10 protein-coding genes and 2 pseudogenes are annotated in these 16,200 nt (G+C 43.5%); 9 read left to right on the top strand and 3 right to left on the bottom strand.

Annotated features, from left to right (window positions below):
* The 7 genes from Q9L42_RS21225 (at window position 1) to Q9L42_RS21195 (ending at window position 7,393) form a co-directional block, all read left to right on the top strand.
* Complete coding sequence (locus Q9L42_RS21225; RefSeq protein WP_305910431.1) at window positions 1-537, top strand: hypothetical protein; 537 nt, start codon at window positions 1-3, stop codon at window positions 535-537.
* A 76-nt stretch (window positions 538-613) separates the two neighbouring features.
* Window positions 614-985 carry a hypothetical protein gene (locus Q9L42_RS21220; RefSeq protein WP_349432854.1) on the top strand — a complete coding sequence of 124 codons (372 nt, stop codon included), beginning with the start codon at window positions 614-616 and terminating at the stop codon, window positions 983-985.
* A 3-nt stretch (window positions 986-988) separates the two neighbouring features.
* On the top strand, window positions 989-1,705 hold the full coding sequence (locus Q9L42_RS21215) for an HNH endonuclease (protein ID WP_305910430.1): 717 nt from the start codon (window positions 989-991) through the stop codon (window positions 1,703-1,705).
* Window positions 1,706-1,713: 8 nt separating this feature from the next.
* Entirely contained in the window at window positions 1,714-3,054 is a 1,341-nt protein-coding gene (locus Q9L42_RS21210; RefSeq protein WP_305910429.1) for a hypothetical protein, read from the top strand.
* Window positions 3,051-3,731: a DotI/IcmL/TraM family protein gene (locus tag Q9L42_RS21205; protein WP_305910428.1), complete on the top strand. Its 681-nt coding sequence runs from the start codon at window positions 3,051-3,053 to the stop codon at window positions 3,729-3,731. The genes Q9L42_RS21210 and Q9L42_RS21205 overlap by 4 nt, the downstream gene beginning before the upstream one ends.
* A 2-nt stretch (window positions 3,732-3,733) precedes the next feature.
* On the top strand, window positions 3,734-4,372 hold the full coding sequence (locus Q9L42_RS21200) for a DotI/IcmL family type IV secretion protein (RefSeq protein WP_305910427.1): 639 nt from the start codon (window positions 3,734-3,736) through the stop codon (window positions 4,370-4,372).
* A gap of 9 nt (window positions 4,373-4,381) precedes the next feature.
* Window positions 4,382-7,393, top strand: coding sequence for a hypothetical protein (locus tag Q9L42_RS21195; RefSeq protein ID WP_349432853.1), 3,012 nt, complete (start codon window positions 4,382-4,384; stop codon window positions 7,391-7,393).
* A 119-nt stretch (window positions 7,394-7,512) separates the two neighbouring features.
* On the opposite strand, the pseudogene istA reads toward Q9L42_RS21195, so the two are convergent.
* Window positions 7,513-8,645 (bottom strand): annotated as a pseudogene (istA, locus tag Q9L42_RS21190) (IS21 family transposase); the annotation flags it as partial.
* Between the two features lie 507 nt (window positions 8,646-9,152).
* Window positions 9,153-9,452: pseudogene (locus Q9L42_RS21185) on the bottom strand (zinc ribbon domain-containing protein); the annotation flags it as partial.
* Window positions 9,453-9,841: 389 nt separating this feature from the next.
* Here Q9L42_RS21185 and Q9L42_RS21180 point away from each other — a divergent pair.
* The gene (locus Q9L42_RS21180; RefSeq protein ID WP_349432852.1) at window positions 9,842-13,357 is read left to right on the top strand and encodes an LPD1 domain-containing protein; all 3,516 of its coding nucleotides are present in this window, start codon (window positions 9,842-9,844) and stop codon (window positions 13,355-13,357) included.
* Window positions 13,358-13,361: 4 nt separating this feature from the next.
* Window positions 13,362-13,664 (top strand): hypothetical protein, encoded by a 303-nt coding sequence (locus Q9L42_RS21175; protein ID WP_305910420.1) that lies wholly within the window; start codon window positions 13,362-13,364, stop codon window positions 13,662-13,664.
* Window positions 13,665-14,043: 379 nt separating this feature from the next.
* On the opposite strand, the gene Q9L42_RS21170 is transcribed toward Q9L42_RS21175, so the two are convergent.
* The gene (locus Q9L42_RS21170; protein WP_349432851.1) at window positions 14,044-16,179 is read right to left on the bottom strand and encodes an ATP-dependent helicase; all 2,136 of its coding nucleotides are present in this window, start codon (window positions 16,177-16,179) and stop codon (window positions 14,044-14,046) included.
* Between the last annotated feature and the right edge of the window lie 21 nt (window positions 16,180-16,200).

Here is a 16,200-nt window from a genome sequence, read left to right as displayed (position 1 = left end):
ATGGGTGATAGCGCGAAGATATTAGAAAACCTAATTCCTCAGCTCCAGGCCTGGTGGGACCCAATAACTTATATTGGGTATTTTACAGGTCTTGTGATGGTTGTATCTGGGGTGATTTCGGCGATACCAAAAAACCAATCGATGCATCGTGGTGGGGAATATGGTAAGTCATTTGCTCTGGTGATAAGTGGGTCCTTATTGCTTAGCCTCATTCCATTCATGGATGTGTTAAGTCAGACGATCTTCTTAGAAGATTCTGTTCACGGTTTATCCTATACGCCTCCAAGTTCCGATACTCCTGAAGGGGTCTACATTACAGTTGGAATGCTCATAATTATGCTTACAGGGTTGGTGGGCGTAATCAGAGGATTGAATTTGCTTGGAAAATCAGGAGGGGACAGTCGTTTATTTGCGCCTGCAGTGACACATTTAATAGGTGGGATCGCTGCAGTAAACTTCACAAAATTACTTGGTGTTATAGGGGTGTCCTTAGGGGGCGATATAGAAAATATTTTATCAAAAATAGTAGGTTCTTGATGTTAACAAGATGCGGTAATGTATGTAAACTAAAAATTATTCATTGTGTTTTATTTTTTTAATTTGGAGCTAAAAAATGGCAAAAAAAGATAAGGTTGTAAAATTCTTGAGTTATACGCTGAGCATGTTAATTATGACGTTTTTTTTCGTTGAGCATGCCGAGGCTGCAGTCAAAATCGGTCAAATAGGAACTAATGCTGGAGAGGCAGCGAAAGGCCTGTCTGTCGGCGCGAAACAATTTGCCTTTTTTATTGGTCTTGTCGCGGTGATCGGGGGCGGGATTGGGTTAATGAATGCAAAAAAAACCCAGCAATCAATCGGCCCTTTTGTGGTGGCAATTTTGGTCGGTGTTGCATTGATGTCAATATTTGCGCTCATCGGGTCGGTTTCACTAACGGCATTCGGTACTGACGAGTCAACAAAAGCAGTAAGCGATTTAGGGCTGTAAATCATGTTTGAGTTAGTCCCCAGCGTCAACGTAGCTGATCGCTCAGGTCAGGGCTCAAGTGCTGAAACGGCGAAAATCGAATACGATCAAAAAAGATATTCGGTATTGGTCCGGGATAACTTTTCTTGCCAGGCTTGCGGATTTAAAAGCAAGCCTGAGCGAGATCCTAAAAAGGCATCTGATGATAGTGACAGGGCATCCGGTTATTTAAATGTATTCCATATAGATGATTGGGGCCCTCAGACAAAACAAGTCAATAAAGATCTTGTGACGTTATGTCCATTTTGTCACCAGGTTTTTTCAATTGGGCTGGCCGGACAAGAAAAAGGCGCGAAGGTGATATATTTCCCTCACCTGTCGCAGGGGAACATTAATTTACTTGCCAATCTGGCACTTGTGCAAGCCCATCAGTCGGATGACAATGCTTATTCTGATTACGCTGTCCGGCTATTGATGTGGTTGCAAGCCCGGGCAACTCAGGCAATCGAGAAATTCGGAGAAGAAGTCATTGATCCGAAAAATCTCGGCGCAGCTTTATTTCAGCTCTATAAAAAACATCCTGATCTCTATCAATCCCGCGGATTAATATTGCAAGGTTTACGTCTTTTGCCGACGGGAATTCCTCATCAAAAGGCTATTGATTGGTGGAGTAAAACTGGCGCCTGGACGCCGAATTCACAATGGGATGACTTAGTTGGCACATGGAAAAGCGAGGAATAGCGTCGCACATGAATGATGTGAAATTTGGCTGTGTAAGGTTTGAGGATCCTTATCAGCATAATTCAGGTTGGGCGTCCATTAATGGAGGGAAGGCGTTTCGCATTAGAGGAACTGAAAATCTTCCTTCTGATGTCGTTTTTATGCTAAATCTTGAAAGAGATTTAATGTTTCGTTGCGGCTTTAAATCACACAGTCGGTATCGGTCTTCAGAATATTTATCGTTGCGATATACCTCAAAGGAAATCTCGCCTCGGGCTATCGAGAATTCAAACGTTACTTGGATGCCGTATAGCATCATGAATGTATTAGGTGTTCGTGAAGATGATTGGCCAACTCAGGTTCAATCAATGTCAACGATTTTTGGCCGTGTTATGAAGATTGGCTGGGATAGACTGGGGCTAAAAACGCCACCTCCTTTTTCATTGGATTATGGTGTTCGACAAGAATTAGCTCCGCCAGATGATATAGTTCCTCGAAGGGTGGTAAACGCGCTATCCGAATCGACTGTTCATTATATTCAAAGCGAAGTAAATGCTGATATTTATTCCGGTGGTTATCGTAGATTTCAAGTTGCTATTCCTCGGGTGAAGCACGCCATTAATATCCTGAATTCATTTATGCCCAGTAGTGATTGGAAGTTGGTCGGCAAAAAATCACTGCCTGTATCTAGTGAGAGCATTGTCAATTGGTTGAGGGAACAAGAAGGATGCGTATTGGCACGAATAGTCGTTAATGAATTAAACCCAGCACTTGGTCGATTGATTAATTTTGGATCAGGACAGGATTCGCGGCGCTGGGTTACGATGGATGAACTAGTGTGGCTTTCAGAATTGGGTAACGTGCAAATTTTAGAAGCTTACGTATCAAAAGGATTTATTGAAAACCAGAAAATAAAAGATTTGATTGAACCCATTAAAGAGTTGGGAGATGTTGCTGATTTATCAGTTTCATTGGGGCTTTTTATGGAAAGTTTTTGGGTGGGGGCGGCAAAAACATTGGCCCCCAGGCCAGAAGTGCTTAAAGAAAAATTTAGTGCCAATTCATCCAGGCCTTTTTATAAGGCTCGAGATTTAATGAGCTGCTTAGATGCTGCGATTAGTTTGCAGGCTGCCGGAGTTCATGTTGTTGGTTATGGAAAAGGAAAAATTGGTTTTCTTACGGATCTCGACGATTACGAGGTTGGTAGAATTTGTGCAAAACTAGGTTTAATACCTCCGGCTTTAAACATACAAAACCCCGACTATCTGGATTATACAAAGCCAATTGATGTTCTTCTTGGGATGACGCTAAAAAGTGATACGGAATTATTGCTTGATACTGACAAAAACGTTTTGGAAACAATTTTATGAACAGCAATGAAGAAAATATAGATCAAAATATTGGTAACATTATCAATTCAGAATTTGATGGATTGACTACCGTCATGAATTCATTAAATTGGTATAAAAGACAGTATTTTAAAGTGTCGAAAATATTGATGATTATTATCATTTGCTTATTATTATCAATAACAGGTAACGCTATACAGTTTATGCACGAAGTAAAACCTGTTTACTTTGCTCAAAAGGAAGATATGACTATCACTCCTTTGATTCCTTTAAATCAACCTTATTTAAATAATGAGTCTGTAATCAATTGGTTTAGTCAAGTTGTTATTGAAACGCTTTCTTTAGATCATATTCATTATAAAAATGACTTAATGAAGGTTCGTAGGAGATATTCCGATAGCGCTTTTTATGATTTGGTTAAGTCTATGAAGGCTCAGGGAGTGATTGATATGATCGATAAACAAGGGCTCTCAACAAAAGTAAAGTTAACAAAATCTCCGACGATTTTAGCAAGTGGCGAAGATGACGACGGTGTTTTTACATGGAAATTAAGTCTCTCGCTTTCTATTAAGTACCATTCATCGAAAGCAATGACAAACAGTCAGGATCTAAACGCAACTGCATTGATTAAACGTGGAAATATTATTAATAATCCAGACGGTGTATTTGTTAATCAAATAGTTTTTTCATACGAATAATAATGGATGATAATAGCGTATCTCTTAACAAGGTCGTAAGCGATCTTGTAAAATATAAAGCAGGAATTGAAAAGAAGGAAAAACATATATATCTATTGTCTTATGTTTTTTCTTTTTCATTTTTAATAAATATTATTCAGTACGCTCTAACACCTGAAGCGGATTATTATGCGCAAAGAAAGAATCTTTTTACAGAAAAAATGGTTCCGTTTCATGAGCCATATGTAACAAATAATGGAATTGTTAAATTTGCCACTCGTGTTGTTACAGACACTTTGACAATGGATTTTTATAATATTGAAATGAATTTCGATGGCGTTTCTAAATATTACAATCAAGCAGCTCTGAAAGATCTGGTCGAATCGATGGACAATAAGGGAATTACCGGGATTATAAAGAATAAAAAACTTTCGGTTTCAGCAAGCTTGTCGGGATTGCCGCTCGTCGTGAATGAAGGGATCATTTCCGGGGTTTACTCATGGCTTGTCGAAATACCGATGATCATGAGTTATGAGTCATCTAAAGGCACGTTGCCGGGCAAAGAGATTTTGGCAAAAGTGTTGATGCAATCAACGGACACCCAAATAAACCCTTACGGGGTAATTGTTCGAAAAATCGATATTTCGAATTTCAAACTGTAGGCCTATAACATGTTTTCTACAAAATTTTTTACTTCTTTAGACAATTTATTGATTGGTTTAGATGATTTGTTTGGCAAACCAGTAGATTCATTTTGTCTTTTGGAAACCTTGCATAATAAAGATGATGCGCTTGTAGCAAGTGACGGATCGTTGGTGACCTTATTCGAGCTGCGCGGAAGTTTAACGAGAAAAGGTTCTGATGAGTTTGGGTTTATGGTTGAAACATTAAACAGTCAATTGTCACCGTACCTTAAAAAAGGTGGCCATGCCATGCAAGTGGTGTTTGATTATGATCGCAATGCTGTAAAGCCTGATGTCGTCAGTTGTTTAAATCCTAGTCGCGTTACAGCAAAAAATCTCGGCTTGGATATAAACGATGTCTTTGGTGATTGGGAGGATAAACTGGTTTCATGGTGTGGTCATGAAAAGGTATTTGTTGCAATCTGGACCCGTCCTTTTATTTTAACGCCTTACGTTGAAAAGGAAGGACGAAAAAAAATGGGGAAAAATATTATCAATTCCCCTCAAGGAGCAAATTGTCAGGTCATCGAGCGAAATATTGATGAAATAAGTGATGCTCATCATGCTTATTTAATGTCAATTATCGCTGCCTTTACCAGTGCTGGTTTATTAATCGATAAGCTTGATCCTCACCAATTTTTATGGGAGCAGCGCAATATTATTGATAAAGAGATGACCAGTAAAGATTGGCGGGCGGTTTTGCCAGGCGATAAAATTCCTGTCAGGATGCCGGATATTGATAATGCACAGGAAACACGTGATTTTGCTCACTTGCTGTATCCGTCAATAGGCGAGCAAATTTTTCCACGTCCAGCCGAAGATGTAGCTCAAAATGTGACTCGTATCGGTAATACATGGCATTCATCAATTTTAATGAGTTTGCCGCCCCAAGAACCAAAAGCATTTAATGCTTTGTTTACTAAAATGCTCGACTCACCTGATGTGCCATGGCGAATGTCCATGTTGATGGAAGGAGACGGGATGGACTCAGTTGTCTTTCGCTCAATTTTGGCCTCTATATTTCATTTTACTTCACTCCACAACAAACGCTTCAATGACGCCATGGTGGCATTAAGAGATTTTGAGCGAACTGGGAGTGCTTTGGTTAAGTTACGTTGTGTCTTTAATACATGCGTCAGAAATGAAGCAAATGAAGACAAGGCGCTCGAACTACTAGGTCGCCGATCATCTGAGTTGGTGGCTGGTATTCAATCCTGGGGGAATTGTGAGGCCACCACAATGGTAGGTGATCCCTTATTGGGTTTTTCTGCAACCATCCCGGGTTTATCATTAAAAAGCCCTGTTAATAGGGCGCCAGCTCCTTTGTCAGAGTTGGTTTCTATGTTGCCATTAACGCGTCCTGCATCCCCATGGCGTAGTGGGAGTGTTCCCCTGAGGACTCCTGATGGGAAGATAATGCCATACACGCATAATTCATCTATGCAAGCCTCTTGGATTGATTTAGGCGTTGCACCAATGGGTGGCGGTAAATCGGTTTTTCTTAATACCTATAACTTTGGTTTTGTATTTCAAGGCGGTCTTTCTCGCTTACCTTGGCTTTCTATTATTGATATCGGCCCTTCATCAAGTGGACTGATCAATTTGATTAAAAGCTCATTACCGCGGGACAAACAATATTTGGCGGCCTATCACCGGTTACGCATGACCAGTGAATTTTCGATCAATCCGTTTGATTTGCCAGTTGGTTGTGATAAGCCGTTGCCTTCACATATGTCTTTTTTGGTGAATTTATTGTCTTTATTGGCAACGCCATTGGATGCAAGCGCACCTCAAGAAGGTATCTCTTCGATTGCAAGGGCCTGTATAGAGGCTGCATATGACGAGCTATCCAGAGAAAAAAACCCAAGATTATATGTTTCTAATGTTGATCCAGTGGTTGACCGAGCGATTAGTGAGCTTGATATCGTGATCGATTCAAGCACAAGCTGGCGCGAAGTTGTGGATGCTTTTATTGAGTTGGATCAAATGCATTTGGCAACCAGGGCGCAACGGTATGCCGTTCCGCTGTTGGTAGATGTGTCAACAATGGCCAGAAAAGATATTGTAACTGGTGTTTATCAACATGATACGGATCACAATGAGAAAATCACTGATTATTTTTGGCGCTCATGTGTTGATGCAATTGCTGCCTATCCCATATTAAAAGAACCAACTCGATTTGATATTGGGGATGCCCAAATAATTTCGTTAGATCTGGATGAAGTTGCTCCGCGTGGAGGCCCTGAAGCAGATCGTCAAACCGGTGTTATGTACATGATAGCTCGCCATCTTGTGGCTAGCCGTTTTTTTATGATGCCTGCGGATATTCCATTGATACCGGAAAATGTTCGTCAGTATCATGCTGATAGAATTGATAACATTCGCCAAGATCCTAAACGTCTTTGTTATGACGAGGTACATCGAATTTCTAGAAGCAATGCTGTTTCTGCGCAAATTGTCGGGGATCTTGAAACATCTGCCAGGGAAAGTCGAAAATGGAATTTATCGATTGGGTTATACAGTCAATCAATCGATGATTATCCACCAATTATGGTGGAGTTAGCGACAAGCATTTTTATTTTGGGCGCGGGAACACCCAAAATGGCAGGCAAATTAGTTGATATGTTTGGGCTTCATGTATCGATGAAAAAGGCTATTATGAATCTCGGGCAGCCAGGCAGAGCCGGTGCAAACATGGTCGCGGTCTTCAAAACTTCACTCGGAACATCGTCGCATATTTTAACCAATACAATTGGTTCAAAGTTATTGTGGGCATTTAGTTCAACGACAGAAGACGTAACGGTGCGCAATCGACTCTATCAACGGCTTGGGGTTAGTGAAACATTGGCGCGTTTGTCCAAGCGCTATCCTGATGGCAGCCTTAAAAAAGATGTGGAAATGCGGAAAATCGCACTGTCTGATCGTGGGATCGATGAAGATAACGTGGATGTCTTAGCTGAGATTGGCGAAGAAATAATGCGTTACAAGCAAGAGGCATAGTCTGCGGGTCAAGATGACCCGCCTGCAAGCCATACTCAATAAGCTGGACTTTTACACATAGTGGTGTCCAGCTATCATGCCGGTTACTTCCTGAATGGCTCAATAAGCCGAAGCCGGCCTTAGTGAAAGCTCTTCGGCCCGCGGATATTTTCATGGTCCTGAGGCAATAAGGTCGTTTGTGCGGGCGACGTGTCGGCTAATTGATCCCGGTTGCTGAGTAGAATGGCTTTGATGTTTTTCAGTCGATACAGGCCTTTCCGATTAGCGATCGCACAAGCCCGGCTCAAGCGTTCCGCCGGGAAGCTTCGCTGTAGATTTAATAAGCCCAGACAGACCCGGTAGGCTTGTTCCGGATGTTGCTTGCGGCCCAGCTGGGTCTTCACCCACAACAGCACCTCGGGGCCCAATGACTGGGCCCAGTTCATCAAACGTCCCGGCGTCCAGCGCTGATGCTTGGCGTGTTTCTCCGGCATATGGGCCGGTTCCGTCGTGGTGCCGGGATGGTACTGACGGACATGGCTGGCGATACGTTGATTCTGGAAATAGACTTCAACGAGCCGTTCGCCGGCGTGGATTTCGACCTGTTCTCCCACGCAATGATGCGGCACCGAATACAGATGCTGATCGTATTGGACGTGGTAATCGATATTGGCTTTGGCCGTTTTGATGGCGACATACTGGTAGGTATGTTTCGGCAGCGCTGACAAGGCCGGCCGATCGAGCCGTTCGAACCATTCCCGGCGGTTGCCCGGCCACTGCTTGAACGGCTTCTCGTTCAATTCGGTCAAAAGGGCCCGAATACTGTGATTCAGTTCGGCCAGCGAAAAAAAACGTCTGATGACGCAGCTTGGCCAGAATCCAGCGTTCGACCAAGTTGCACGCCGACTTCGGCTTTGGCCTTGTCTTTGGGCTTGTAAGGCCGTGCCGGCAACACGGCAACATCGTAATGGGCGGCCAGTTGTTGGTAAGCCGGATTGAGTTCCGGTTCATAGCGGCAGGCCTTGTTGACACCGCTTTTCAGATTATCCGGCACCAGTAGCGCCGGACAGCCGCCGAAAAACTCGAAGGCGCGGACATGACTGCCCAACCAATCCGGCAGCCCCTGGCTCCAGGTCGCTTCGGCGAACGTGTAATTGGAAGCGCCCAGCACCGCGACGAAGATGCTGGCCTGGCGAATCTCGCCGCTGGACGCGCAGACGATCGGCACGGTCGGCCCGGCATAGTCGATGAACAGCTTCTCGCCGGCCCGATGACTTTAGTCCTGTATGTGGCCAGGACGACTCTAAAAAAGTCTGATGCTTTTTTGTAAAGGATGATGATTAATTGTAATTTTTTGCGATCGAGGCTTATGACATGGGAGAGAGCCGCGCTCTCGATCATCGGTTTCCTTCGAGAGCAATGGCCGGGAGCAAAAACGGCCGGATAGACCGGCCGAGAAAAGAAAATATCTTGTCGATATATTTTACAGGGTTGAACTAGCGATTTTTTTCAACCAATCGTTCTTCAAAGCTGAAGACATTTGGATTTTCCTTGTCGACAGTAACCTTGACCCAATGAGCATTTGGGTTGCCAAAAGTTTCGACCCGTGTAAAGTTTGAAAGACGCGGCTCGTCTGAGTCCCATGGCATATTGACATCCTCCCCTCCCTAAAGAGACGAGGATTCCCGTGTGTTCAGTGACACTCAGGAGCCTACTTGCGTCACCGCGTTCGGCAGGTTTCTGCTGCTGACGGCCTTGACTGCACCGTTCACTTCACAGACTAGCCCCCGACGGGTATGGCGGGCGCTAAGCCGGCTAACACCCTGTGTCCTCGGGTTAATACGTTTTTTGCGCCAACGACATCGGCGTTATTCCGGTAGCCGCATCTGGCGCATTGGAAATCAGCCTGGGTTCGACGGTTTTCCCGGGCGGCATGACCACAGCGCGGACATTGCTGGCTGGTGTGCCGCGGGTCGACCTTAATCACCTGACCGCGCTCGAGTATCGCTTTGTTTAGGCCTGATTTCGCTTTCACTTGGCGCCCGGGTTTCTCCCGCGTCCCTTTGGCAGATTTGGACATGAATTAACGCGAACGTAAATGATCGTGAATTTTCAGAGTCATTCGGCGCTAGTTCGTTTTGATCGACAGCTTGAGCGTTGGAACTAAAGAGGATCGGGAAGATGATGGATGCGACTATAGCCGCGAAGATGATGGATGCGACTATAGCCGCTCGGTTTTTTGATTTCATGAATACCTGTTGTTTTGATTGAGAAGAGTTGATGTTGGCCGGAATAATGGCTTCGATTTACTTTAGGTATGGACTGTCTCTAGCAATCATAAAAAAGGTGGTAACCTATATAAATTAAGAATATAAATAAAGTATAGCATGTGAGTTAACAAAAAGAGAAATGTTTAGAAAATGCATTTATAGATATGGTAGGATTCCTATAAAAAATACGGTGTTAACAATGAACAAAACAAAATTGCTTAATTTATCTGGGTATCACAGTCTTCATTATTTGGAGTTGAGAAACGATGGCAAATTACATCATGTGATTCGTTCCTTAAATAAAGACCTGGAATTGGTAGATCGCCTAACAAAGGAAACCGCCTTTAAAAAAGATGAATTCCTTCTTGAGAATCCATTTACCGCTTCATTGCCGATTGAACAATTTAGCCGAGAAGTTGGAATGCAATTAAAACAGGTCTTTCCAATCGCAAAGGTCATTGAAATTGAACGTTCACTGGCAACCTTTGATGCTCGATCAGTAAGAGCGATTGCGACAGGCAAATGGGACTTAATGGCAATGGACTCTCAAGAAAGAATTGAAAAGCTTTCTGAGGAACTTGAGTCGCCTATACAGGCAGTAAGAGAGGCCAATCTAATTTTTGAGCAGGGCATTGTTAATGATGATACTTTGCCAATCTGGGCTCATGAATTCGATATGAGCGCCTATCGCATGACGCGTGACGATCTTAGTTCAAGAGGCTGGGGGGTTGTTTTGTCAAAAGCATTTGATCGAGTTCAACTAAAGGCGCACCCCGGTCATCACTTCGCATTTCAATTAGCTCAACCGACGAACGAACTGCGCGATGATGCATTGTTTGCGTCAGATCGATCGCCAACCCCCGTTTTTCAAACAGATTTTCACAATCTGTTTATTACTGCGAAACATCGTTCGGAATGGGAAGAGCAATTTGGTGGCGGGGATTTTAAAGTTGTGTCAACGCGGAACATGCTGCCAATTACACGATCACTTACAACCAATATGTTGCAGGTCGTTGATATGATGTCGAACCCTGATGCGAAGGCAGATCCGGGGGTGATTAAATGGATTATGCGATTGGCGCATAAAGAATCTGTGCTCCCATCTTTTTATGATACGAAAAAACCAAAAGTGGTTTATCAGCAGCTAACTACTGTAAATACGACTTTATACAAGGTGTCTGACGACATTGATTTGCCTGAAAATAAAATTCATATTGAAACTGCGGCCAATCTTTTTAAACAGCTAAGCTTGGATTTGGTTAAAAGAGCGGATTCTCAAAGCAATATTTTCAGTCGAGCAATAGACCCTTGGCACCCGGTTGTCGCAATGGGTATGACTGATTTTTTTGAAAATACCAGCCGTGTTGCTAGGCTGTCGATACGCGCATTTGCTGAATCAGCAGTAAGATCACTAAAGGTTTTGCATCAGAAAGCGGTAGAAAACGGCGGTGTTGATGAAGCAATCCTGTCCGAATATGATGCTTTTAATGCCGAATTAAGAAAAACTGTTGCTGATTTTTATTTCAACGATTCGATTTTGGAAGATTCTGCGTCGCGATCAAAAAATCATCTTTTTCCCGGCGCTTTTTCGCATTTTAATCATGAAGTCGATAAATTCGAAGAGTTGGTAAAGAAGTACCGGGATAAAGTTAAAGATAACAAAGCAAAACAAAAACAATCACAAGTCAGACAGCGTTTGAGTAACATTGAGGTCAGTGAAGATGTTAATCGAGATAATGTGAAGCACAACGATGTCGGCGAACGAATTCCCGGTGCTCGGAAAGATTATTACAAGTATGTCACCTCAGGCAAACTCACAGATATGAGCCTTGATGAAAAAATTACTCATATCAATAAAGCATCGGTTTGGCCAAAACCAGATTATTTCAAAATGATTGAGCTCGGGGCAGAGCGATCAGTGGTCTACTTCATTAAGAAAATCCGAGATGCGATTGATTCAGAGCCTCGTCAGCTTGAAACTGGCGTTTTCCTCGGTCGACATGGCTCTAAGAGGCCGTTTGCCAGAACCGAGAATGAAATCGATTCATGGGTCCATGCGGTAGAGTTAATCAAGAACGGCCTGGAAAATGTCCGGACAACTGATGATCTTTATGCATCAATTGATGTTATCTATGAAAAACTCAGTCAGACAGCAATTGATGGTACTCGATTAGAATATCGTCATTCTCCAGGGAATCGTTTTAAGAAAACGTTTGCGGATGCTTGGCATGCCAGAAATCAGTTATACAGAATAGTCAATCGTTTTGGTAGCAAAGGTCCCCAAGATAGTTTTTTTGGCGCTCGAAAACCTAGTGGCGACAGCAAAAACGACACGGAGAGCCAAAAAACAAAGCTAAAAATGCCTTTTCCAGCTCATTTAAAAAACTTGAAAAGAGCAGGGGAAGATTACCGAAAAGAGGTAAACATAGTAGGGGATGACCTGATTAAGGTTTTTGGGTTTAAATGGGTCGAATATGGTGAATGGGTAAATCAAAAAGAGCGCCAACAAGTCTTAAACTTTGCCTATGACGCAATGATGGATCTCGCTTATGCTCTTGGTGTCGAACCTTCTTTCATTGGTTTAAATGGACGACTAAGTATTGGTTTTGGCTCACGCGGCCGAGGCGGCCGTGCATTGGCTCATTATGAGCCATTAAACAAAGTGATGAACCTAACCAAGATCCGCGGCGCCGGATCTCTGGCGCACGAATATTTTCACGCTTTCGATCATTATCTCGGTGATTTAACGGGCATTAAGGATATGAAAACAGGTATGTTTTCCAAGCAAATAATGGAAATGATTGATACTGAAAATACGCAGCTAAAGCATGCATTACACAATATTGAGCGGGCGGTAGAGTCCGGTTTAGCGGGTAAAGAAGTTGACATAACCGTTAAAAATATGGCGCATCAAATGGCGACAACTGTATTGCAAGCAATGTATAAGGAGGCGAATTCTAAATCAGTATTTAGCCGCGCCTACAAACATTACAAAAAAGCTGCTGAGCATATGCATAGCTGGTCGGTTTTTTGCGCAAATCGTTTTATTGAAGGAGAATTTGAGGACGACGTCTGGGCTGTAAAAAAACATATCCCGGATTCAAAAACTTTCGTTCCTCAGTTAATTACCCATATGGAGGATTATTTAGATCAATATAGTTATCTCGGCAAAGCGAAGCAGTTTATGTGTCAGCGTGCGGCTGAATTAGTTGCTGATGCGATTAAGAAATATGACAACAGGATTATTAGCGAAGAACAACTGAAAGAAATCGCCGATACCATTCAGCATCGCTATCAAACGCAAAAAGCGGCTGACCAAGCATTCCATGGATTTACTTGGCTTAACGATAGGGTAAAAGACATTTCTTGTCGAGAATTAATGGGGGAAACCGATTATTTGCAAGAAGCGAAAAAACTCGATGGTAAGTCACGGAGCTACTGGAGTGAGCCGCATGAAATTATGGCGAGGGCATTTGCGGTGGTGGTTTATGATCGACTAACCAATGAGAAACGGCGCAATGATTATCTGGTGAGAGGTTCTGAGCCAATGGAATTTTCTGATAAAAGCCTTTATAAGGGGAATCCAAATCCCGAAGGTGATGAGCGCGAACAAATAGGTGCTGGTTTTAATGCGCTATTTGCAGAAATGACAACTCACAGTATTGCGGTGACCGAAAATATAGAGCCTGAGGAAGGCATTAGAGTAACAGGGTAAAATCATGAAGTGGTCAAAAATTGATCGGTTCCATATTCAATCTGACAAAGGCTATTCTGTTTGTATGGCCTACCTTAATCGACCCAAGGATATTGATGATGTGCCTGAGGTGGTGTTCCTTGCTTTTCCACCTCATCAGAACAACACGGAGTATGCTGGTGACCCTGGGCAATCACATTTAAATGCGCGAGCAAATATAGGCAAGTCAAAAAATCTAAGTGGCGCCAAGAAGATTTGTGACGATCACTTTAAAGCGCGGAAAGGGGAGATGGAGGAAACTGAGTCGGAAGAGGCGATGAATCCATGATATAGGTATATTTAGAGTACTCACTGTATATTCATTATCTATAGACCGAATCGCGCGAAAATTCCTGTCGTTCAGGACGGGGATGAATAGCGTATCGCCAAGGGCGATCAATCGGGGCAGTGTTCGCCACAGGCGTTTGCATTCATCCACAATGACGCCGGGATCCCCATTGAGATTCTGGTCATTGCGGCTGAAGGTTTGCAGGGTTTCCTAGACACATTCGAACAGCATACTGTAAAGCAGCCGTTGATGTCGCCAGGCAAGTGTTCTCAACTGTACCGGCGGTGTTGAGCATGATTTAATTTCCGCCGTTAATATTCTCCGCCTGGGGGAATCAGGCGCTCGCAGGAGGAGCCCCCCGTTCTTTAGAGCGGGGGGGTCAAATGCTTTGTTTGCCTGCAGATTGATATTGCTCCTTAAGCTGTTTTGCCCGGCCTCCAAAACCTTTTCTAAGCGACTGATTGCTCGCTGGTTTAGGGCGGCCAAAACCAGTTTTTTTGACAGGTTCTTCATGCCAAATATGCTCCGGATTATCCGTTAATCCTGTCTCTGCAAAGAAGCGGGAGACTTGATAAATTTGTTCACCTTGGCCATTGTTAAGTTTTAAACGTTTCGGCGCATAGATAAAGCACTGGGTTTTTGCTCGGGTAATAGCTACGTAGGTTGCACAACGTTCTTCGTTAAGCTGTTCCGGTTTAATAGGAGGTGCGTCTGGCGCTGTTGGGCATAGAGGCACCAAACCGTCAACAAAGCCGGCAAAATGCACTCTATCCCATTCAAGGCCTTTTGCAGCATGAATGGTACATAAGGTAACACGATTGCGTTCATACTCTTCCTCTGGTGGCGCCAATATGACATCCAGGCTGTTTGCCCACAAGAGATCCACCGGCGTATTGCTTGGTTGATTTTTAAGGCGGTAATCGATCGTTTTTTGAATACTGGCAAGGTTTCGCTTGTACCCGGAAACGCGCGACTCAACAGTATCAGTTATGGAGTCTGATTTAGCGTTTTTGATCGCTTGCTCAGCTTTTTTCTCTAAAAACCGCTCAAAACCTTCTGATTCCGTCCATTCTAATAAACAGCGAGGTCCTTTTTGATAGAGTTCTTTTAATCCGGCCATGACTTCATCGGTCGCAGCCTTAGCCTTGCCCGTTAGTTCTTCTAATTTGTCAAAAATTGATTCACCTTCTTGGAGTGAGTCAAACATCTTATCGATGCGTTTTTTACCCAAACCGGGAATGATCTCTGCCAAGCGAACAAAGGCGCCTTGATCTCGAGGATTTAAAGATAGCCGGGCGGCTGCAATCATCAACTGTGATTCAGTAGCTTCGATTAACTCATTCCCTTTGCGGATGGTATAGGGAATTTGCGCTTCGAACATGTAGTTCTGAAGAAAATCAGCCATTTTATTAGTGCGGTATAGCACGGCAATTTCCCGCGGCGGAACGCCTTGATCAATGGCAGCTTTAACCTGACCCACAATTTCATTAGCCATGCCTTCACCGGTGTTGTGGATATACAATTTCATATGATCATTGCGGCCGGCCGGTGCAACCGCAATTGGATTTTTTTCCATGCGACCTTCATTGTTGCGAACAATGGCCGTCGCCGTTTCTACAATAACGGGGCGAGACCGGTAATTGTTCTCCAGGCGATAGGCTTCTGGATAATACTCATCATGAAAACGCTTTAATCCGTCAATATAGGCGCCTCGCCAGCCATAGAGGCGTTGATCATCATCTGCAATCATAACGACTGATTGCATTCCGTCAGGTGGCGCTATTAGTTTGAGCAGTTTGTATTGAGCAACATTATTGTCTTGGGCCTCGTCATAGGTTACATCCAGTAAAAAGTCATTTACCTTCATGCGTAATTCCGGATAGTTACGCATAGCATGAATAGGAAGATTTAGCATATCATCGAAATCAATAATGTTTTGCTGGCGTTTTGCATCTTCATAGTTTTGAAATGCTACCAATGCCTTTTCCGCTTCGTAAACGTTATTTCTACTGACAATATCGACTATAGCGTTGAAATCGTTTTCACGATGAGGATCAAGGCCTTCGTTACGGATACGATTATAGATATCAGGTATTAGGCGAATCGCCTCCTTATCAAGTAGTTCATGACACTGAGTATTGAGCAAAGACTTGGCATCTGCCTCAGTCATAATAGACGGGTTGATTTCACGCTGACAAAATCTGAAATTTTTTAAGATAAATCCTTTCCCCCATGTGTGGGAGGTCGTCACCGTTGGTAGCATAATATCGCGCTGGTTAGTTCCATCAAATTCAACCGGTAGACCGAGACGAGTATTAAGGCGCTCTTTCATTTCCATGGCCGCTTTGTTGGTAAAAGTGGTCATTAAGATTTGTCTTGCTGGAATTCCACTTTCAATTCGGCGCGCAACTCGCTCAACAACGCAGGTGGTCTTGCCGCTGCCGGCGCCGGCTAAAATGATAGCGTGACCATCTTCGTGATTCGCGACTTTTTCTTGATAAGGGTCGAGTTTCATTGGCTTTCAGCATGTAATAAA

The sequence above is a fragment of the Methylomarinum sp. Ch1-1 genome (assembly GCF_030717995.2).
Lineage (GTDB): Bacteria > Pseudomonadota > Gammaproteobacteria > Methylococcales > Methylomonadaceae > Methylomarinum > Methylomarinum roseum.
Note: the sequence above shows the minus strand (reverse complement) of the source record. Positions and strands in the feature narration are given on the sequence as shown.

What these genes read in the sequence shown, in the direction of transcription:
- Q9L42_RS21225 (WP_305910431.1), top strand. Translation starts at nt 1, where the DNA reads ATGGGTGATAGCGCGAAGATATTAGAAAACCTAATTCCTCAGCTCCAG.
- Q9L42_RS21220 (WP_349432854.1), top strand. Translation starts at nt 614, where the DNA reads ATGGCAAAAAAAGATAAGGTTGTAAAATTCTTGAGTTATACGCTGAGC.
- Q9L42_RS21215 (WP_305910430.1), top strand. Translation starts at nt 989, where the DNA reads ATGTTTGAGTTAGTCCCCAGCGTCAACGTAGCTGATCGCTCAGGTCAG.
- Q9L42_RS21210 (WP_305910429.1), top strand. Translation starts at nt 1,714, where the DNA reads ATGAATGATGTGAAATTTGGCTGTGTAAGGTTTGAGGATCCTTATCAG.
- Q9L42_RS21205 (WP_305910428.1), top strand. Translation starts at nt 3,051, where the DNA reads ATGAACAGCAATGAAGAAAATATAGATCAAAATATTGGTAACATTATC.
- Q9L42_RS21200 (WP_305910427.1), top strand. Translation starts at nt 3,734, where the DNA reads ATGGATGATAATAGCGTATCTCTTAACAAGGTCGTAAGCGATCTTGTA.
- Q9L42_RS21195 (WP_349432853.1), top strand. Translation starts at nt 4,382, where the DNA reads ATGTTTTCTACAAAATTTTTTACTTCTTTAGACAATTTATTGATTGGT.
- Q9L42_RS21180 (WP_349432852.1), top strand. Translation starts at nt 9,842, where the DNA reads ATGAACAAAACAAAATTGCTTAATTTATCTGGGTATCACAGTCTTCAT.
- Q9L42_RS21175 (WP_305910420.1), top strand. Translation starts at nt 13,362, where the DNA reads ATGAAGTGGTCAAAAATTGATCGGTTCCATATTCAATCTGACAAAGGC.
- Q9L42_RS21170 (WP_349432851.1), bottom strand. Translation starts at nt 16,179, where the DNA reads ATGAAACTCGACCCTTATCAAGAAAAAGTCGCGAATCACGAAGATGGT.